The sequence below is a fragment of the Nocardia coffeae genome (assembly GCF_019890715.1).
Lineage (GTDB): Bacteria > Actinomycetota > Actinomycetes > Mycobacteriales > Mycobacteriaceae > Nocardia > Nocardia jiangxiensis.
On record NZ_JAINZY010000003.1, the window covers coordinates 126140 to 145749 of the forward strand.

General features: G+C 66.2%; 18 protein-coding genes and 4 tRNA genes. 11 read left to right on the forward strand and 11 right to left on the reverse strand.

Features of this window, described 5'->3' with window-relative positions; genetic code table 11:
- Positions 1 to 97: 97 nt before the first annotated feature.
- The 6 genes from K7711_RS14210 to K7711_RS14235 all read right to left on the reverse strand — a co-directional run bounded on the left by K7711_RS14210 (position 98) and on the right by K7711_RS14235 (position 4492).
- Positions 98 to 697, reverse strand: a complete 600-nt coding sequence (locus K7711_RS14210; protein WP_222970329.1) for a heme-binding beta-barrel domain-containing protein — start codon at positions 695 to 697, stop codon at positions 98 to 100.
- Positions 698 to 1231: 534 nt separating this feature from the next.
- Positions 1232 to 1537 carry a DUF1416 domain-containing protein gene (locus K7711_RS14215; protein WP_222969633.1) on the reverse strand — a complete coding sequence of 102 codons (306 nt, stop codon included), beginning with the start codon at positions 1535 to 1537 and terminating at the stop codon, positions 1232 to 1234.
- A gap of 6 nt (positions 1538 to 1543) precedes the next feature.
- Positions 1544 to 2377, reverse strand: a complete 834-nt coding sequence (locus K7711_RS14220) for a sulfurtransferase (RefSeq protein ID WP_040818218.1) — start codon at positions 2375 to 2377, stop codon at positions 1544 to 1546.
- 28 nt (positions 2378 to 2405) lie between these two features.
- Complete coding sequence (locus K7711_RS14225; RefSeq protein ID WP_222969635.1) at positions 2406 to 2897, reverse strand: DUF4395 domain-containing protein; 492 nt, start codon at positions 2895 to 2897, stop codon at positions 2406 to 2408.
- Positions 2898 to 3233: 336 nt separating this feature from the next.
- The gene (locus tag K7711_RS14230; protein WP_222969637.1) at positions 3234 to 3698 is read right to left on the reverse strand and encodes a thioredoxin family protein; all 465 of its coding nucleotides are present in this window, start codon (positions 3696 to 3698) and stop codon (positions 3234 to 3236) included.
- The gene (locus K7711_RS14235) at positions 3695 to 4492 is read right to left on the reverse strand and encodes an LmeA family phospholipid-binding protein (protein WP_222970330.1); all 798 of its coding nucleotides are present in this window, start codon (positions 4490 to 4492) and stop codon (positions 3695 to 3697) included. Before K7711_RS14235 ends, K7711_RS14230 begins: the two co-directional genes overlap by 4 nt.
- Before the next feature lie 516 nt (positions 4493 to 5008).
- Between K7711_RS14235 and K7711_RS14240 the strand changes: the two genes are divergently transcribed.
- The 6 genes from K7711_RS14240 (at position 5009) to pstB (ending at position 10836) form a co-directional block, all read left to right on the forward strand.
- Complete coding sequence (locus tag K7711_RS14240; protein WP_222969639.1) at positions 5009 to 5773, forward strand: winged helix-turn-helix transcriptional regulator; 765 nt, start codon at positions 5009 to 5011, stop codon at positions 5771 to 5773.
- On the forward strand, positions 5770 to 6684 hold the full coding sequence (mshD, locus tag K7711_RS14245) for a mycothiol synthase (RefSeq protein WP_372460132.1): 915 nt from the start codon (positions 5770 to 5772) through the stop codon (positions 6682 to 6684). The genes K7711_RS14240 and mshD overlap by 4 nt, the downstream gene beginning before the upstream one ends.
- Positions 6685 to 6954: 270 nt before the next feature.
- Positions 6955 to 8076 carry a phosphate ABC transporter substrate-binding protein PstS gene (gene pstS / locus K7711_RS14250; RefSeq protein WP_222969641.1) on the forward strand — a complete coding sequence of 374 codons (1122 nt, stop codon included), beginning with the start codon at positions 6955 to 6957 and terminating at the stop codon, positions 8074 to 8076.
- Positions 8077 to 8166: 90 nt separating this feature from the next.
- Positions 8167 to 9138: a phosphate ABC transporter permease subunit PstC gene (pstC, locus tag K7711_RS14255; RefSeq protein ID WP_372460148.1), complete on the forward strand. Its 972-nt coding sequence runs from the start codon at positions 8167 to 8169 to the stop codon at positions 9136 to 9138.
- Positions 9138 to 10040 carry a phosphate ABC transporter permease PstA gene (gene pstA / locus K7711_RS14260; RefSeq protein ID WP_222969645.1) on the forward strand — a complete coding sequence of 301 codons (903 nt, stop codon included), beginning with the start codon at positions 9138 to 9140 and terminating at the stop codon, positions 10038 to 10040. Before pstC ends, pstA begins: the two co-directional genes overlap by 1 nt.
- A 19-nt stretch (positions 10041 to 10059) precedes the next feature.
- Positions 10060 to 10836 carry a phosphate ABC transporter ATP-binding protein PstB gene (gene pstB / locus K7711_RS14265; RefSeq protein ID WP_067670077.1) on the forward strand — a complete coding sequence of 259 codons (777 nt, stop codon included), beginning with the start codon at positions 10060 to 10062 and terminating at the stop codon, positions 10834 to 10836.
- Between the two features lie 217 nt (positions 10837 to 11053).
- Here the strand turns inward: pstB and phoU are convergent, their stop codons facing one another.
- The 5 genes from phoU to K7711_RS14290 all read right to left on the reverse strand — a co-directional run bounded on the left by phoU (position 11054) and on the right by K7711_RS14290 (position 16861).
- On the reverse strand, positions 11054 to 11728 hold the full coding sequence (phoU, locus tag K7711_RS14270; RefSeq protein ID WP_222969647.1) for a phosphate signaling complex protein PhoU: 675 nt from the start codon (positions 11726 to 11728) through the stop codon (positions 11054 to 11056).
- A 100-nt stretch (positions 11729 to 11828) separates the two neighbouring features.
- Positions 11829 to 13931 (reverse strand): LCP family protein, encoded by a 2103-nt coding sequence (locus tag K7711_RS14275; RefSeq protein WP_222969649.1) that lies wholly within the window; start codon positions 13929 to 13931, stop codon positions 11829 to 11831.
- A 159-nt stretch (positions 13932 to 14090) separates the two neighbouring features.
- Positions 14091 to 15239, reverse strand: a complete 1149-nt coding sequence (gene dusB / locus K7711_RS14280; RefSeq protein WP_222969651.1) for a tRNA dihydrouridine synthase DusB — start codon at positions 15237 to 15239, stop codon at positions 14091 to 14093.
- Between the two features lie 132 nt (positions 15240 to 15371).
- Positions 15372 to 16343, reverse strand: coding sequence for an acyl-ACP desaturase (locus K7711_RS14285; protein WP_222969653.1), 972 nt, complete (start codon positions 16341 to 16343; stop codon positions 15372 to 15374).
- Between the two features lie 445 nt (positions 16344 to 16788).
- Positions 16789 to 16861 (reverse strand) — tRNA-Lys (locus K7711_RS14290).
- Between the two features lie 914 nt (positions 16862 to 17775).
- On the opposite strand from K7711_RS14290, the gene K7711_RS14295 reads away from it, so the two are divergent.
- The 5 genes from K7711_RS14295 (at position 17776) to K7711_RS14315 (ending at position 19558) form a co-directional block, all read left to right on the forward strand.
- Entirely contained in the window at positions 17776 to 18450 is a 675-nt protein-coding gene (locus K7711_RS14295) for a TetR family transcriptional regulator (protein ID WP_222969655.1), read from the forward strand.
- A gap of 92 nt (positions 18451 to 18542) precedes the next feature.
- A tRNA-Glu gene (locus tag K7711_RS14300) sits at positions 18543 to 18615 on the forward strand.
- 29 nt (positions 18616 to 18644) lie between these two features.
- Positions 18645 to 18718: transfer RNA gene (locus tag K7711_RS14305), tRNA-Asp, on the forward strand.
- Positions 18719 to 18751: 33 nt separating this feature from the next.
- A tRNA-Phe gene (locus tag K7711_RS14310) sits at positions 18752 to 18825 on the forward strand.
- A gap of 556 nt (positions 18826 to 19381) precedes the next feature.
- On the forward strand, positions 19382 to 19558 hold the full coding sequence (locus K7711_RS14315; protein WP_222969657.1) for a hypothetical protein: 177 nt from the start codon (positions 19382 to 19384) through the stop codon (positions 19556 to 19558).
- Positions 19559 to 19610: the final 52 nt, after the last annotated feature.

Below are 19610 nucleotides of genomic sequence, written 5' to 3' on the forward strand. Positions count from 1 at the left end.
GCTCGGGGGTCGTTCTGTTCAGGCTGCCTGCCCGGTTGAGGCTGATCGCAGGCCCGGATCGCGCTGCCCGACGAAGCCGCGCTACCGCCTGAGAAATTCAGCCGATGTAGCGCTGAAGGCGGGCTGACAGGCGGGGTTCGAGGGCGCCGTCGGCTACTACGCGTTCCTCGACGTAGCCGAGGTCGCCGCCTTCGACGATGCCGTAGAGGCGTTTCGCGCCGCCCACCACTGCGCCGGACTGGCTGCGGATGACCACGTCGGTGGCCAATTCCCAGGAGGATTGGGTGAGGGCCTGGCCGTAGAACAGTTCCACGATGCCGGAGCTGTGCGTGAGCAGCAGCTCGATGACCTCGTCGTCGCCGTCCATGCCGACCCGCCAGAAACCGCTCTCGCGTAGGTCGGGGCCGTTGTAGTTGCCCTCGGCGTCGATGGTCCAGGAGCGGGACTGCCAGGTCAGATAGTCGCCGCCGTCGTGCGAGACGATGATCTGCTGGCCGAAGTGGTAATCCCCGCGCTCGGGGTCGTTCCCTTCGCCCTCGCCGCGCCAGACACCGACCAGCGGCAGCAGTGCGAGCATGGAGGAACTCAGATCCGGGCCCAGCCGCAGATTCGCGGTGTCCTCGGGCAACGGTAGATCCGGCAGCTGCGGAATGTTGCGCGCGCCGGTGGACTTCGCCCGCTCGGCTGCCTCGCTCACCGCCGCATCACCACTGCGATGCGCGGACTCGGTCCCGTTGCCCTTCGCGGACGCGGAACCGTTCGTTGTTGAGTTCTCGACGTGCTCGGCCTCTGTCACGACTCGGTGAAGAGCCGGTAGAGGACGTACAGACCGAACCAGGCGATCAGCACGGAGACGAGAACCAGCAAAATCTCGAAGGTAAGGACCACACCCGAAGTCTATCGACCTCGAGCCCGGCGACGAAAACCGGGATGTTGTGACAATCCGCATGCAACCGCATCCCGACGTCGCCCCGTCTTCCCCACGATGCCGTAGGCCACCTCCCGGATACGCAAGATGCTTCGCTGCTGACCACGTCGAAACGTGCCCAGCGGCGAAGCATCTGTGTACGCCGGAACTGTCAGGCCAACAACGTCAACCCCAAAGGTTTTCGGCGCGGGCTCGTCGTTCAGTCCTCGAAGCGCATGGGCGAAGCCCGAGTCTCGAGGGCTGAACGACGAGCCTTACAGCGCCGAAAAACCCGCCGGAGCGAAGCGGAGGCCAAAAATACAGCTACTTCGCGACGGAAACGTCCACGCTGTGGACGCCCGCGCCCTCGGGGCTGACCTTCGCGGTGCCGTTGCCCGCGGAGGACAGGGCACGGATGGTCCAGGTGCCGGGGGCGGCGAAGAAACGGAAGTCACCGGTGCCCGAGGCGACGACCTCGGCGGTGAATTCGTCGCTGGAGTCCAGCAGACGGACGAACGCACCACCGACGGGATTGCCGTCGGCGTCGAGGACACGACCGGTCAGGACCGTCTCCTTCTCGGTGTCGACATTGGCAGGCAGGGTCTGACCCTGGGTAGGTGCTGCGCACATAGGAAATTAGGCTCCCAACTCGATCGGTGCTCCCACGAGGGAGCCGTACTCGGTCCAGCTTCCGTCGTAGTTCTTGACATTCTTGTGGCCGAGCAGCTCCTGCAGCACGAACCAGGTGTGCGAGGAACGCTCGCCGATGCGGCAGTAGGCGATGGTCTCCTTCTCGCCGTCCAGACCCGCATCCTTGTACAGCTCCGCGAGCTCCTCGTCGGAACGGAAGGTGCCGTCCTCGTTCGCGGCCTTGCTCCACGGCACGTTGATCGCGCTGGGGATGTGGCCGGGACGCTGGCTCTGCTCCTGCGGCAGGTGAGCCGGGGCGAGGATCTTGCCGGAGAACTCGTCGGGCGAACGCACGTCGACGAGGTTCTTGTTGCCGATCGCGGCGATGGCGTCATCGCGGAACGCGCGGATGGACAGGTCCTGCTCGCCGGCCTTGTAGGTGGCGGCGGGGCGGCTGACCGCGTCCTTCGACAGCGGGCGGCCGTCGAGCTCCCACTTCTTGCGACCGCCGTCGAGCAGCTTCACGTCCTGGTGGCCGTACAGCTTGAAGTACCAGTACGCGTACGCGGCGAACCAGTTGTTGTTGCCGCCGTAGAGAACGACCGTGTCGTCGTTGCCGATACCGCGCGCCGACAGCAGGTCGGAGAACTGCTCACGGTTGACGAAGTCACGCCGAACCGCGTCCTGCAGGTCCTGCTTCCAGTCGATCTTGACGGCACCTTCGATGTGGCCCGTGTCGTAGGCGGAGGTGTCCTCGTCGACCTCGACGATGACGACGCCGGGGGCGTTGAGGTTCTCTTCTACCCAGTCTGCGGAGACCAGGACATCGGAGCGAGCCATGTTGTTCCTTTCGAAGTGACTTGCCGGGCTAGGTGGGGGACTGTGTGGGTGCGGGGAGGATCCGCTGGACGAGTGGGTAGATCTTGCAACCCAGGCAGATGCCGAACGCCGCGTTCAGGAATGCCGCGAACAGCGCGAAGGCGGCGAAGATCGCGCCGACCACAGCACTTCCGGCGGCGAAACCGAGCAGGCTGACCACGGCGAAGATCAGGCCGACCAACTGGGCGAACCGCAGCGGTGCGACGGGCTCGACCTCGGTCGGCGGGCCGACGCGCGGTGCGACGAGCCGGGCGTAGATCTGCCCGTACGGGCTGCGCCGCGGGCCCAGCAGCGCGCCGAGTGCGAACACCACTGCCTGCAGGGCGATCAGCACCGCGGCGACCGGCACCGAGACGGCGGAGACGAGCAGGACCACGACCAGAACGCCGGTGGTCAGCCACGCCGCGAAGCGGGGCCCACGGACGTCGACCTGGCCGGGCCGGGACTGCTGGGGGGATAACTCGGTGTCGGGTTGAGACATCGGAAGGACTCCTGCGCTGCGTATGTCTGTCTGGATTCGTGTCGGATCACCGGGGGATCGACGAGATCACTCACGCGGTAGGACAACCGGTCGGCAGCGAGAAGAAGGAAAGGCCGACCGGCTACATGCACAGGCAGCAACAACCGCCGAGGCGGCACAGATCGACTGTGCGGCGACGGGTGAGCATCAGCTCTCGGCGGGTTTGCACGCCGACCAGTTTACCCGGTTCGGAGCGGAAATTGGACCCGGGGTCGGGAATCGGTGCGTTCGACCTGCTCAGGGCCGGTCAGCGTGCGGATCCGGACGCATTGGGCCGGGTTCGCACCCTTCGCGCGCTCAGGCGCAGTGCGGTTCGGGTTCGGTGAGCGGGACCAGGGCGCTGCGCAGATCCGAGGTCTTGGGCACGCCGGAGATCCGGAAGCGTTCGCGGCCCTCGGCATCGAAGACGAAGGTCGTGGGCAGCGACAGCACGTTCAGCTCGCGGGCCAGGGCGGGTTCGGCATCGATGTCGACCTCGATGTCGCGCGGCGGGGCCTGGGTTTCGGCCAGGTCGGCGACGACGCCGCCGACCACCCGCCGTACCGCCGCGCACGGGCCGCACCATTCGGCGGAGAAATGCAGCACCGCGGGTTGCGCCGCGCCGACGCCCGCCGCGGCCAGCAATGCCGTGCGCTGGGTGTCCTCGGGTGCAGTTGCCTTGGCGGCCGGGGCATTTCGCACGCGGCCCTCGCGGCGGCGTACCAGGATGCCGATCACGGCGCCGACCAGCAGCACCGCCACGAGAATCATGATCTGCGTCATGGTTGGGCGAACCTGTCCATATCGATCGTCATATTGTCGCCTTCCCCCTCGACGATGATATTGCCGCCGAGCGCCTTGACGCTGGTCGGGTGCACACCGAAGGGCAGATCGCGGGTGTCGATGGTCCGGGTGAACCGGGCCAGCACCGCGGTTTTGTCCAGGTCGGGGCTCAGCTCCACCGAGTTCGTGGTGGTGGTCTCGTCGCCGTGATACAGATCCGTCGCGACGATGCGGACCTGATCACCGTCGAGCATCAGATCGGCCTTCACGCTGACGCGTTCGGTACTGCGCGGTTCGGGACCCAGCGGAATGGTGCCGCTGAGGATGAGCGCGCCCTGGGTGGTCACGCCCGAACCGCCGGAGCCGCCGGTCCCGTCGGACTTGTCGGCCGGCGGGCCGCGCATGTCCAGATCCGGGATGTTGAACAACCGGCCCAGCTCGACCGGTTCGATGCGCATCCGCCCGGCCACCCGATCCACCGAAACCGCCCGGGTGTCGCCGTCCAACAGCGCGCGCGCCGGGAGGTGGACGCCGTTGAGCGTCGCCTCGACCAGGATCTGGCCCGGGATGTCCGGCCGGTTCGCACTGGCCTGGATCTCGACGTTGCGGAAATCACCGTGCCAGGCCTGCAGCACGAACGGGAATCCGTGCATCGTCACGTCGGGGTCGGCGCTGAGCTCGCCGCCCGCGCGCAGCGACCGCGACACCCGATATTCCGAATAGGCCGCCGCGGTGAAATCCACCACGACCGCGATCGCGACCAGCAGCAGCAGTCCGAGAACGACTTTGCGCACCACGACCGCGCGCATCGACACGCGGACTTCCTCGGCGAGCGGGGCTCCGGACTCCTGCGCGGACAGGTCCGGGGCGGGCCGGGTGCCGGGGGTTTCCGTCGGATTACCCATGGATTCGCCCGCCTCCGCGCGGCGCACCGGACGTGGCCGGGCCGGTCGAGACGGAGTGGATGTGCGGTGTCTCAGCCATGCGCGCGCCCGCCCGTGCACAGGTCGGGCGGGGTGGTCGCGTGCTCGCGAGGTTCGCCGCCGGGTCGGCGGTGCGGAGCTGGTCGGGTCGTGGGGGTACCCGGTGAGTTACCCATGCATGCACGATATCTGTTGTCGCCTCGATCAGCCCGGGGCGTTCGCTGATCCGGATTCGGATCGGGCAGGCGCGAGTGCGCCGGGTCGCCGGAATGCGTGGTCAACTCGGCAGACGCGCTAATGTAGGCACGAATTACCAGTGCTAACGAGCATGATGTCGCGGAGTTACAGCGAGGTTGCCGCGGACATGCCAGATTGGGAGGAGAGCCGGTGGAGCTGCTCCTGCTGACCTCGGACCCGAACCCGGAGTCGGTCCTGCCCTCGCTGGCGTTGTTACCGCACAACGTCCGTCCGGCGCCCACGGAGGTTTCCTCCCTGCTCGAGGCGGGATCCGCTGACGTCGCGCTGGTGGATGCGCGCACCGATCTGGCCGCCGCGCGCGGGCTGTGCCGGCTGCTCGGCAGCACCGGATCCTCGGTGCCGGTCGTCGCGGTGCTCACCGAGGGTGGGCTGGTCGCGGTCAATGCCGACTGGGGTCTGGACGACATCCTGCTGCCGGGCACCGGCCCCGCCGAACTCGACGCACGGTTGCGTCTGCTGGTGGCGCGCAACGGCGGCTCGGCCAGCCCGGAGAACACCGGCAAGATCACCCTGGGCGAGCTGGTGATCGACGAGGGCACGTACACCGCGCGGCTGCGCGGGCGCCCGCTCGATCTGACCTACAAGGAATTCGAACTGCTGAAGTACCTGGCTCAGCACGCGGGCCGGGTGTTCACCCGGGCCCAGCTGCTGCAGGAGGTCTGGGGCTACGACTTCTTCGGCGGCACCCGCACGGTCGACGTCCACGTACGACGGTTGCGCGCCAAACTCGGCAGTGAATACGAATCGCTCATCGGCACGGTGCGCAACGTCGGCTACAAGGCGGTGCGCCCTTCGCGCTCGAACGCGAAGGGTGATGCGGCCCAGGCGGCGTCCGAGGACGGCCCGCCCGCCGAGGACGCGCAACCGGCCCCGGTCAACGGTTCGCTGTCGTGACCGGCGATCGGGCGGAGCTGTCGGGCTGGACCGGCGAGCTGTCCGCCGACGCGGCGTCCCGGGTTCGCGAGTTGCTCGCGCGCGCGGACGAGACCGACGGTGTCGCACCGGTTTCCGAACAGGCGGTGCTGTCGCTGGACGCGTCCGGCGCGGCCCGGCATCTGCTCGCGATGCGCGAGGGCACGGTGGCCGGATACGCGAATCTCGTTGCCGCGCATAGTGATCACCCAGCGATGGCGGAGGTCGCGGTGGACCCGCGACACCGCGGTCGCGGGATCGGTGCGGCCCTGGTCGGAGCGGCTCTGGCCGAGGGCGGCCGGGGAGCGCGGGTGTGGGCGCACGGCAATCTGCCCTCGGCGCGCGCGGTTGCCGGACGTCTCGGGTTGGGTGTGGCGCGCGAACTGTGGCAGATGCGACGTCCGCTAGCAACTCCTGAGCTACCAGAGTTGGCCGTACCGTCCGGACTCACCCTGCGGACCTATGCGGGGCCGGCCGACGACGCGGAACTGCTGCGAGTCAACAACGCGGCGTTCGACTGGCATCCCGAACAGGGCGGGTGGACCGAGGCGGATGTCACGGTGCGTCGCGAATCGTCCTGGTTCGACCCGAAGGGCTTGTTCATCGCTGTGGACACCGCGCGGCCCGAACGCATCCTGGGCTTTCACTGGACCAAGGTGCACGACGACACGGATCCGCCGGTGGGCGAGGTGTACGTGGTCGGCATCGATCCCGCCGCGCAGGGGCGCGGGCTGGGGCGGCTGCTGACCCTCGCGGGCCTGCACTACCTGCGCGATCGCGGTCTGGGTGAGGTGCTGCTGTACACCGAGGCGGACAACACCGCGGCGGTGCACACCTACACGCGGCTGGGTTTCGGCACCTCGCACGTCGACGCGGCCTACGCCGCGCGCTGATACTCGACGCGGTCGCCTGTCGATAGGGTCCTTCGTCGGATATTTCGACGATGCTGGTTAAAGTGCGGCAAATGTCACAACACCAGCTCGCAATAGCGTTGGCTTGTTCACCCCGCGTTCACTTCCCCAGGTCCAACTGTCAACCGGCCGAACCTACGTTACTTATGGGCAGTACCCGCTGCCCGGTGTGCGAGTTCTGTGAACAGCCACCACGGTACCCGTCCGGTCGTTGAGGGATCGGGCGTGTCTCGAGCGTTACCGGAGGAATAGGTGAATCTCAAGCGCAGCAGCGCTCTCATCGGCGTGCTGGCCACTGCCGGGGCTCTGACCCTGTCGGCCTGTGGCAGCGACAACAACACCGCGTCGACCGGCAGCACCGCTCCGAAGGTCAACGTCGACTGCGGTGGCAAGAAGGCGCTCAAGTCGAGTGGTTCCACGGCGCAGAAGAACGCCATGGACCGCTTCATCGCCGCTTACCAGCAGAACTGCGACGGCTACAAGCTGGACTACACCGGCAGTGGTTCGGGCGCGGGCATCAACGACTTCATCGGTGGCCAAACCGATTTCGCGGGCTCGGACTCGCCGCTGTCCGCAGCGAAGGGCGAGGTCGACAAGGCCGCTGCCAGGTGCGGTTCGACCGCCTGGGATCTGCCGGCCGTCTTCGGCCCGATCGCCGTCACCTACAACATCTCCGGTGTGGACAACCTGGTGCTGGACGGCCCGACCGCCGCCAAGGTGTTCAGCGGCGAGATCAAGAACTGGAACGACCCGGCGATCAAGGCGCTCAACACGGGCATCGCCGATAAGCTGCCGGACCTGGCCATCAACGTGGTCTTCCGTAGCGACCAGTCGGGCACCACCGACAACTTCCAGCAGTACCTGGCCGCCGCCTCGAAGGGCGCGTGGACCAAGGGCGCGGGCAAGGTCTTCAACGGTGGTGTCGGCGAGGGCGCCCAGGGCAACGACGGCACCTCGGCCGCGATCAACCGCACCCCCGGTTCGATCACCTACAACGAGTGGTCCTTCGCCAAGGCACAGAACCTGCACATGGCGCGCATCCTGACCGACGCCTCGGTCAAGCCGGTCGAGCTGAACACCGCCTCGGCCAGCGCGGCCGTCGCGAGCGTCAAGGTCAAGGGCACGGGCAACGACCTGGTGCTGGACACGTCGTCGTTCTACAACCCGACCGACGCGACCGCGTACCCGATCATGCTCGGCACCTACGAGGTGGTCTGCTCGAAGTACGCCGACGCAGACACCGCCAAGGCCGTCAAGGCGTTCCTGACCTCCGCGGTCAACAACGGTCAGGCCGGTCTGGACACCGCCGGGTACATCCCGCTGCCGGATTCGTTCAAGGCCAAGCTGACCACCGCCATCAACGCCATCTCCTGATAGCTGCCACCCATGACCGTGCACGACGATGTCACCGCCGCAGGCCAGTCGGAATCGACCGGCCTGCGGGCGGGCGGAGATACTGCTCGAATGCCGAGTGATCCCGACACCGATCCGGCGAAGTCCGCCCGAGCGGGCGTCAGCAACAAACCGGAGTTGATCTTCCGGTCGCTGGCCACCGCTGCGGGCGCGACGATCGTCGCCGCCATCGCGCTGATCGCGCTGTTCCTGCTGATCCGGGCCGTGCCCTCGATCGGGGCGAACAAAGCGAACTTCTTCACCAGCGGCCAGTTCAACACCAACGATGCCAACAACCTGATGTTCGGCATCCGGGACCTGTTCATGGTCACGGTGATGAGCGCGGTCATGGCACTGGTGATCGCGGTGCCGGTGGGCGTCGGTATCGCCCTGTTCCTGACCCAGTACGCGCCCAAGGCGCTGGCCCGCCCGTTCTCGATGCTGGTGGACCTGTTGGCGGCGGTGCCATCGATCGTGTTCGGTCTATGGGGGTTCCTGGTGCTGGCCGAGAAGCTGGTGCCGGTGGAGAAGTTCTTCAACAACACCTTCGGCTGGTTCTTCCTGTTCAAATCGGGCAACGTCTCGATCGACGGCGGTGGCACGATCTTCACCGCCGGTGTGGTGCTGGCCGTGATGATCCTGCCGATCATCACCTCGGTCAGCCGCGAGGTCTTCAATCTCACGCCGCGTGCGCACATCGAGGCCGCGCAGGCGCTGGGCGCGACCAAATGGGAAGTAGTGCGGATGACCGTGCTGCCCTACGGCCGCAGCGGTGTGATCGCCGGGTCGATGCTCGGCCTGGGCCGTGCCCTGGGTGAGACCATCGCGGTGCTGATCGTGCTGCGCACCGCGCAGCAGGCGGGCCACTGGTCGCTGTTCGACGGCGGATACACCTTCGCTTCCAAGATCGCTTCGGCCGCTTCGGAATTCAGCCAGGCGCTGCCGACCGGCGCCTACATCGCCGCGGGCTTCGTGCTGTTCGTGCTGACCTTCGTGGTCAACGCGCTGGCTCGGATCGCCGCGGGCGGGAAGGTGAACGGGTGATGACCACAGCCACTCTGGACAAGCCCATCAAGGCGCCCGCCTTCCGCGAGATCTCGCTCGGTCGCAAGATTCGCAACAACATCGCGACGCTGGTGATGTGGTTGTGCTTCGCGATCGCGATGGTGCCGTTGGCCTGGGTGCTCATCGTGGTGGTGAGCAAGGGGATCAGCTCGGTCACCCGCAGCGGCTGGTGGAGCAACTCCCAATACGGCGTGCTGCCCGAGCAGTTCGCCGGTGGTGTGTACCACGCCATCTTCGGCACGATCGCCCAGGCGGTCGTCGCGGCGATCATCGCCATCCCGCTGGGCGTGATGGCCGCGATCTACCTGATCGAATACGGTGGCGGCCGGTTGGCCAAGGTCACCACGTTCATGGTCGACATCCTCGCCGGTGTGCCCTCGATCGTGGCCGCGCTGTTCGTGTTCTCGCTGTGGATCGCGACGCTGAAGTTCGGGCAGAGCGCGCTGGCCGTGTCCTTCGCCCTGGTGCTGTTGATGCTGCCGGTGGTGGTGCGCAGCAGCGAGGAGATGCTCAAGCTGGTCCCCGACGAATTGCGGGAGGCCTCATACGCTTTGGGCATCCCGAAGTGGAAGACGATCGTGCGGATCGTGATACCGACCGCACTGCCCGGCATGATCAGCGGCATGCTGCTGGCCGTGGCCCGCGTGATGGGCGAAACCGCGCCCGTGCTGGTGCTGGTCGGATATTCGAAGTCGATCAACTTCAACATCTTCCAGGGCAACATGGCCTCGCTGCCGCTGCTGGTCTACCAGGAGCTGTCCAACCCGCAGCCCGCCGGTGTGGCGCGGGTGTGGGGTGCGTCGCTGACGCTGATCCTGATCATCGCCCTGCTGTACGTGGGGGCCGCGGTCGTCAACAAGCTGCTCACGCGGAACCGATAGAAGCGAACGGAATAACGACATGGCCAAGCGGATCGACGTCAAAGATCTGAACATCTACTACGGCAGGTTCCACGCCGTCTCCGATGTGTCGCTGACCGTGCTGCCCCGCAGCGTCACCGCCTTCATCGGTCCCTCCGGTTGCGGCAAGTCGACCGTGTTGCGCTCGCTGAACCGCATGCACGAGGTCACCCCCGGCGCCCGCGTCGAGGGTGCGGTGCTGCTGGACGGCGAGGACATCTACGGCGCGACGATCGACCCGGTCGGGGTGCGCCGCACCATCGGCATGGTGTTCCAGCGCCCGAATCCGTTCCCCACCATGTCGATTCGCGACAACGTGGTGGCCGGACTGCGCTTGCAGGGCGTGCGCAACAAGAAGGAACTGGCCGAGGTGGCCGAGCGGTCGCTGCGCGGTGCGAACCTCTGGAACGAGGTCAAGGACCGGCTCGACAAGCCCGGCGGCGGCCTGTCCGGTGGTCAGCAACAGCGTCTGTGCATCGCCCGCGCGATCGCGGTCTCGCCCGACGTGCTGCTGATGGACGAGCCCTGTTCGGCGCTGGACCCGATCTCCACCCTGGCGATCGAGGATCTGGTCTCCGAACTGAAGAAGCAGTACACGATCGTCATCGTCACCCACAACATGCAGCAGGCCGCCCGAGTGAGCGATCAGACGGCCTTCTTCAACCTCAAGGAGCAGGGCAAGCCCGGCAACCTGGTGGAGATCGACGAGACGGAGAAGATCTTCTCCAACCCCTCGCAGAAGGCCACGGAAGACTACATCTCCGGCCGCTTCGGCTGATCGGGGAGCCTGTCCCCGAAAACTGCCTGATTGCCGCCGAAACCACTGTTGCGCTGTGAATCCGACCGACCGGATTCACAGCGCAACAGCTGATTTCAGGAGCACATGGGTAACTCACCGGGTACGCCCGAGAGTCGGCCGAAGGACTGACCGTCGGCCCGAAATGTAAGCCTCCCCGCACCCGACGGCCCGCTGAGTCGCGGGGAGGCGGGCAGGCTCAGATGCGTTCGGTTTCCGAGTCGTCCTGGTCGGGCGGCAGGACGCCGGTGACCAGGAAGACCACGCGGCGGCCGATCTCGACGGCGTGGTCGGCGAAGCGCTCGTAGTAGCGGCCCAGCAGGGTCACATCGACCGCTGCCGCGACGCCGTGCTTCCATTCGCGGTCCATCAGCAGGGAGAACAGGTGGCGATGGAGATCGTCCATCGCCTCGTCCTCCTCGTTCAGCAGCGCGGCGCGCTCGGGATCGCGGGATTCGAGCACCTCCCTGGCTGCGGCGCCCATACTCACCGCGATCCGGCCCATCTCGGCGAAGTAGCCGTTGACGGCCTCGGGCAGCGCGTGGTTGGGATGACGTCGACGGGCGACCTTGGCCACGTGCAACGCCAGCGCGCCCATGCGATTCACATCGGCGACGATCTGGATGGCGCTGACGACCTGGCGCAGATCACCCGCGACCGGGGCCTGTAGGGCCAGCAGGGCGAACGCACGCTCCTCGGCGAGCGTGATCATCTCGGCGATCCGGTCGGATTCGGTGATCACCTGTTCCGCGAGTGCGAGATCCGCCTGCAGGAGCGACTGCGTCGCCCTGTCCATGGCCGAACCCGCCATACCGGCCATTTCTCCCAGCATGGTGGCGAGTTCGCCCATTTGCTCGTTGTAGATGACACGCATGGAACGAACATTAGCTCTCGGCGCTGACCAAGTCACGAACTACGGATGAACCACTGGTGCTTCCGCTCGAGCGCGACATCTGTGCAGGTGGCAGTACATCTCAGCGGCAGTTGTCGTCCGCGGCGTTGACGTGTTCGAGATCGCTGGGAAGTGTGACCGAATTCGCTTGACCGGCACTGTCCGGCGGGGCCGAGGCGATGGTCGGCAGGGGAGCGCCGAACGTCGGCGGGTTCCGCACCACACCGGTGAAATTCTTGCCGAGCGCGACCTGCACGATACTGCCCAGATCCGAGGTGACCTGCAGTTTCGCCCCCGGAATCGCCGCGGCCACGGTCGCGGCCTCGTCCCGGTGACCGCTCGAATAGCGCACCAGAGTCGAGGACAACATCCCCGCGGGGTAGGTGTCGACGCTGTAGATCTGGAAACCCGGGGCGGCCAGTTTCGTGGCGGTCGTGCTCGCGGCGCCCGAAACGCCCGAGGCATTGGAGACCTGCACCGATACCGTCGTCGGGTCGACCGCGGTGAGCTGCGGCGGCGCCGGCGCGGTCGAGGTGGGTGCGGAATCGGCCGTGTGCTGCTCGCCCGGCAGCGGTTCGTCGTCGATGATGGCGTGGAAGATCGCCTTGATATCCGATTCGCGCGGGATCTCGTTGCCGTAGGACGTGGTGCCGGCGGTCGGCACGGTCAGGAAGGTGATCGCACCGGCGGCCACCTTCTGCAGCGATCGGCCCAGCATCAGCAGATCCTTGGTGTCCACGTTGTCCATGAAGGCGTGTGCGCTGAACGCCGCGATGAATCCGTTCAACTTGACCGGATCGAACAGCACCCGATTCGACAGCGCGCTGCGCAGCAGGGACGACATGAACAGCTGCTGGCGGTGGATGCGGTCGTAGTCGCTGCGTTCCTCGCCGATGACGTGTCGGGCCCGCACGTAGTCCAGTGCCGTGACGCCGTTGATGAGCTGGCGGCCGGGGTTGGCCAGCACCGTGCCCAGTTCGCCGTCCACGATCGGCGTCGCGGTGCACACCTGGACGCCGCCGACGGTGTCGACCATCGATTCGAATCCGGCGAAGTCGAGTCCGACGAAGTGGTTGATCTTCAGCCCGGACAGTTTCTGGATCACCTTGATCAGACATTTGGGTCCGCCGAGGGCGTAGACGCCGTTGAGCTTGTCGCCCATCGCCGAGGGATAGTCGGTGTCGGTGTACTTCGCCTGATCGTTGTTCCAGCCCGCGCAGACCGGGCGGGTGACGTCGAGGTCGCGCGGAAACGACACCACGACAACGCGTTTGCGGCTCGCCGGGATGTTCACCAGCATGACCGTGTCCGAGCGCGCGCCCTCGACATCGGTGGTGGTGCCCGCGCCGAGAGTACTGTCGGCGCCCGCCCGCGAATCGGTGCCCGCGATCAGGAAATTCTCATCGCCCAGCTGACCGACCGGATCCACGATGTCGTGCGAGCCGACGTCCAGCGCCTGCACCTTGGCGAAGCCCTTGTCGGTGGCGCGCAGGTAGTTCCAGCCGGCGCCGGTCAGTACGAGAGTGGCGACGGCGGCCAGCGCGGCGATCGTGCGTCCGGCGATGCGCAACCGTCGGCCACCTGGGCCGCGCAGAGCGCCGGTTCGCCGAAGCCGGGGAAATGGTCTTCCGCCAAGGGATTTCGGTGCTGCCGCGGGTTCGGTCCGGTCCGGATCGGGGGCGTCGGCGGATTGCGTTCCGGCGGAGGTATTCCCGGTGTCCTGCCCTGGGACGATGAGCAGACCCCGGGTGGAATCCGATGGCTCCCGGATGAATTCCTCGGAAGAAGCGCTGTTCTCGACTCCGGAATCTGCATCCGTATGCGCTGCACCGGAGTTGCCGACCTCCGGTGGTGTACTCGGCTGTACGTCAGTCGAATTGCCGGAGTCGGGAGGCCGACTCGACAGCGTCTCGCCGGAGCTGCTCGGGCCGGGCCGGGTATCGGAGTCCGCGTCGGCCGACTCGCCCGGGTGCTCGTCCGTGACCGCGGGGGCGGTGGGATCCCGTTCCGGCTCGCGAGGACCGGCCGATCCCGCCGGATTCGGCAAATATGCCGCATACCAGGTCCCGGCGGTGCCCCGGGAACCACGCGAGTGGCCGACCGCATCTTCCACCGCGCCGGGACGCTCCCAAGGAGCACGCCCGACCGGGTGCGGCGGTTCTCCGCCCTGATCGTCGTCGCCCATCAACGAACCTCACCTCGCCTAGTGCCGAAGATGGAACCGCGTCGAGAGCAGAATCGTGTCGATGATAGTGACCGCGATCGGAGAAATAGCTGAACGCAGCCGTTTCGGGCGTGTACGCAGCCGTGGTGAGGGGGTTCGGCGGCGGAAAGGCGGGCTCGCTCAGCCCCCGCTGTGCATCACGTCGGCGGCCTGCGGGACGGTGTCGTCCTCGGGGTCCTCGAGCCAGCCGTCGGGGAGGGAGACCTTGGCCTGGGGGGAGCCCTGGCGGCCGCGGGGTCCGGTGGCGGCCTCGGTCGGGAAGGGGGCCGCCGGGTCGAGCTGGGCGGTCAGCTCGCGGATCTGGTCGAGGCTCGAGACGGTGGCGAATTTCCGGCGAAGTTCGGAGCCGACCGGGAAGCCCATGAAATACCAGGCCATATGTTTGCGGATATCGCGCATGGCTTTGTCGTGGCCGTCGTGTTCGACGAGAAGTTCGGCGTGCCGGATCAGGATCTCTCCGACGCGGCCGAGCGCCGGGCCCTCGGGTACGGGTTCGCCGCGCAGTGCGGCGGACAGCTCGGCGAACAGCCAGGGGCGGCCGAGGCAGCCGCGGCCGACAACGACTCCGTCGCAACCGGTTTCGGCCATCATGCGCAGGGCGTCGTCGGCGGTGAAGATATCGCCGTTGCCGAGCACCGGGATGGTGGTGACGGCTTCCTTCAGCCGCGTGATGGCACTCCAGTCGGCCTTGCCCGAGTACAGCTGGGCGGCGGTGCGCGCGTGCAGCGACACCGCGGCGGCGCCCTCGGCCTCGGCGATGCGGCCGGTGTCCAGGTAGGTGTGATGATCCTCATCGATGCCGATGCGGAATTTGAACGTCACCGGAACCTCGCCCGCGGCGGCGACCATCTCCCGCACGATGTTCGCGAACAGCCGCCGCTTGTACGGCAGCGCCGATCCGCCGCCGAGCCGGGTGACCTTGCGCACCGGACAGCCCAGATTCATATCGATGTGATCGGCCCAGCCCTCGCCGACGATGATCCGCACCGCCTCGCCGAGGGTTTTCGGATCCACCCCGTACAGCTGCATCGAGCGGGGACTCTCGTCCGGCCCGAACGCCATCATGTGCAGGGTTTTCTCGTTGCGTTCGACCACCGCCCGCGCGGTGATCATCTCGCACACGTAGATCGCGGTGGAACTGCCGAACTCCCGGCACAGCGTGCGGAACGCGACATTGGTGATCCCGGCCATCGGCGCGAGCACGACCGGCGGATCGACCGCGTAGGAACCGATCCGCAGCTGGGGCCTGGCCTCGATCACCGCAGTCATGAATTCCATTCTCGCATTCGCCGCTCAGTGGCCTATATCACGTGGTCAGCGCGGGGTACGAAGGGGCTGATCGAGAACGGGTCCGGTGGTCTCGATCGTTCGAGAGACCACCGGACCCGTCGTCGGATCGGTTCAGCTCACGGAGACGGTGGCCAGTTCGCGTTCGCGCTTGGCCGCCTCGCGGGCGAGCATGCGGTCGCGCTGCTCCTCGAACTTGGTCACATCCTTGGACAGTTTGTCCAGGAAGGTCGCCAGGCGATCGCGGGTCTGCTCACCGCGAGCGGTGAAGTCCTCGCGTTCGAAGATCCGCCACTTCTTCAGCACCGGCTGCACGACCTCTTCGAGGTGCTGGCGCAGGTCGTAGATGCCGTGCTTGGCCATCAGCACACCGTTGCGCCGGAAGTTGGGCATACCCGCGCCGGGCATCTGGAAGTTCTCCAGGATCAGCGCGACCGCGTCGAGCGCCTGGTCCGGCGCCAGGTCCAGCGCCGCGCCACACAGGTTGCGGTAGAAGATCATGTGCAGGTTCTCGTCGGCCGCGACGCGCTGCAGCATGCGGTCGGCGATCGGGTCGTTGCAGACCTTGCCCGTATTGCGGTGTGACACACGGGTTGCCAGCTCCTGGAAGGTCACATACGCGACCGAGTGCAGGAATCCGGCGTCGACCTCTGTAGGAGAGGCGAATCCGTTGGTCATGTGGATCATCCGGGCCTGTTCCAGGGCGACGGGGTCGACGCCGCGGGTGACGACGAGGTAGTCGCGGATGACGATGCCGTGGCGGTTCTCTTCGGCGGTCCAGCGGCCGACCCAGGTGCCCCAGGCGCCGTCCTGGGAGAAGTTCTCGGCGATTTCGCGGTGGTAGGAGGGGAGGTTGTCCTCGGTGAGCAGGTTGGTGATCATCGCCGCCTTGGCGACCTCACCGAGGGTGGACTGCGACGGATCCCAGTCCTGTCCGCCCATTGCCGCGAAGTTTCGGCCTTCGTCCCACGGCACGTAGTCGTGTGGGTGCCACTCCTTGGCCATGGAGAGGTGACGGTTGACGTTCTCTTCGGCAACCGGCTCCAACTCCGTGAGCAGCTCGAGTTGAGTCAGATCCCTTGCCATACTTACGCCCTTCGGTCTTGTCCTGCCATCGTGCTAGTCGCCCCCACTTGTCCATCGGCCTCGCGGCCCTGGCACTGCGGCCCATACCTTACGGCACCGTAGGTGTGATGCGAAACGCATCGGACGGGGTTTGCCATCAGGTGATGGACCCCGCGGGTCCCCGATTGTGAGCTGGCACAACGTGGGAGCCGACGCCTGTCGAGTGTAGGCGGAGCGGAGCCGTCGTGGGGATCATCGTCCCGGGCGGCGTTCTTGTTAGCCCGCCCGGTTGCCGGTACGTGCCTGGAGTTCGGCGAGCGTGTCATCGATCGGCGCTCGTTCGAGGTCCTCGAGTGAAGCGAATATTAGCCACAGAATCGCTCCTGTAGCGGATAAGTCGCGGCCGCAGTGCATCTCGTCACAGATGCGAAAGATCCGCCGGGGCGTGTGCTCCGGCGGACCCGAGTGCCCCCACCAGGGCTCGAACCTGGGACCTGCGGATTAAAAGTCCGTAGCTCTACCAACTGAGCTATAGGGGCGCGGGTGGCAAGTCTAATGTGCGGTTCGCGGAAGTGGTAACCGGTATCCGTCTCGGGTGTCCGATCGGATGATCTGCGCTGGTCGGCGCGGGTTGCCGGCGGGCCCGCGACCGGTGTCCGCAAATCTGCGCCGGCGCCGGGCCGCCCGCCGGGGTCGCTGATCGGGCTTCGGCGGCACGTCCGCGCGGCCCGGATCGCGCTCGGGCAGGTTTCGCGATGTGGGGGTAATCCCGTTGACTTCCAATTTGTTTCAGCGGAGAAGTGTGTAAATATCAACCAATCACGGTGCGTGGCAAGGAAATTGGTAGTGGAGGTGCGAGTGTCGAGGGATCGGCCCGACAGGCGGCCCGCCGGTGGGGTGGCACGTTCGGCCGGAGGTGGTGTGCGGCCGCCGGGGTGTGGCGGTGGCGAACTGCGCTGTGGGATGGTGGAATTCGCGAAAGGAACATCGCGAGAAAATGGTAACCGAAGATTTGCCGCAAACTTCGGAAAGAGGATTTGGCGAACTGACTTTCCGGTAGATGCTCCGATCGACATCGATACGGAGTACGGTGACCTGTCGGTGAATTCCGAAAGAACCGGGCGCGCCCGGTGGGAGGGGATTCAGCCTATGGATGATGTGCCCGCTTGCGTCGCGACTGGCCCGGCCGTTCGCGGCGCCTTGGAGATTCCGTCGCAGGAGGCAGATCCGAGAGGACCATTACGCCCGGGTGCGCACCCCCTGCGGCGCACCCGGGCGCGGAGAACTATACCAGCCGGTGTGTTTCAGGTTTTCCCGCGACTTTTCGTACTCAGAGTTTGAAAAACCGGGCCGTAGCCCGAATCTCGGTATTAAAAAATCTCATAACTCGCATCGAGGACTGTTCCCCAATGGGAGTCCTGCGGCGGTAAGTAGCTTCGGAGGCGTTTCGAGCATGGCACGGCAGCAAGAGCGGGCCCGCCGGACTCGCGCGGCGATCATCAGGTCGGCCGCGGTGGAATTCGGGAAAAGCGGCTATGCCGCTGCATCGTTGAACCGCATTCTGGAAGGATCCCGCGCCACCAAGGGCGCGATGTACTTCCACTTCGACTCCAAGGAGGATCTGGCGCGCGCGGTGCTGGACGCCGCGGTCGAGCGGTACCGGACCAGCATCGAACGATGGCTCGGCAGAACCGATCTCGGCCCCCTCGACATACTGCGGGGGATGCTCGACGAGGTCGCGTTGCGCCTGGACAACGACATCATCATCCAGGCGGAGTTCCGGCTGATCATCGAACCGGAATTCCATCGCGACGTGCAGGCCGGCGGCGGGCGTATCCTCGGCCGCGCCATCCGGATGCTGGCGGTACGCGCGATCGATCAGAAGCAGCTGCGGCCGGACGCCGACCCGGACAAGTTCGCCCGCACCCTCACCGCGGCCCTGGCCGGGCAGCGCTACGTCACCGACATGGTCGGTGGTCCGGTCGACATGCGCATGCGGTTCACCGAGGCGCTCGAGATCATCGTCGAGGGGATGGGGACTGCGGAGTGGTTCGAGGAGTTCCGGGTGGTCGGCTGGCGGGCCAGTGCGCGGCCGGACGATCTCAATGTCGGCTCGGCGAGTCCCTGACCAGCCGATTTGGGTTTCTCGGCGGAGCTGTCATAAGCTATCCCAGCTCCCAACGGAAGCCGTTGAGATACGGACCGGAGAGATCCGGCCGGGCCCCCTTCGTCTAGCGGCCTAGGACGCCGCCCTTTCAAGGCGGTAGCGCGGGTTCGAATCCCGTAGGGGGTACAGTGGCAACACTGTTGAGAGCAGAGCAAGGCCCTGTGGCGCAGTTGGTTAGCGCGCCGCCCTGTCACGGCGGAGGTCGCGGGTTCGAGTCCCGTCAGGGTCGCAAGACTGTATAGGCATTCATGTCGGGTGCCCCGGCCAGGTAGCTCAGTTGGTACGAGCGTCCGCCTGAAAAGCGGAAGGTCGCCGGTTCGATCCCGGCCCTGGCCACTCACAGTACCGCCTCTCCGAGTATTCAGCGTGTTGTTGGATGCTCGGAGTTTTGCGTTTCGGGGCGGCGGTTCGCGTGGGATCACCTTTTGGGCATACCTGGTGAGTTACCCATGTGCTCCCCCGCCTCTCCGCGACTTCAGCGGGCCGTCGAGTGCGTGGAATTTCGAGCTTCGGGCCGGCGGTTGAGGGCGTTGTCGCCTTTCGGGCGTTCCCGATGAGTTACCCATGTTCTTCTGAGATCAGTTGCTGCGGTGCGCTCGGCTTCGCCACTTGTCGCCGAGTGTCTGGCGACGTTGTCGGGTTGGGCGGTGGTGGGAGGCGCGAGCTTTCATGTTATGCATTGTTGGGGATGGCAACAAATTGTGTTGTTGCTGGTTGATTGTAATTCGGGAAATTGTTGTTACGTCATTTATTTATCGAGGCAGTGTTGGTGAGAGTTTCATTTCGAATGATTCGTCGTGTGGGATTTCACATTGCGGATGATGTTCCGTGGTGCGGATCTCGTTATGGGCTGTGGGTGTCGGCGGGGTTGCGGGGGTGGGATCATCGGGGGATGGGTGACTCCGAGTCGGATTGGTTCTACTGCTTGCGACATCGTCGGGCCGAGCAGAGCAAACGGTGCTGGTTCGCCGATCGGATGGGGCCATACCCGGACAAGGCCACCGCCGAACGGGCCCTGGAGATCGTGCGGGCCCGCAATGCCCGCGAGGATGCCCGCGACGCCGACTAGCTCCGACAACGCAACTCGCGGGTCCCGGCCCGCTGAGGTGCGTCGGAGGCGG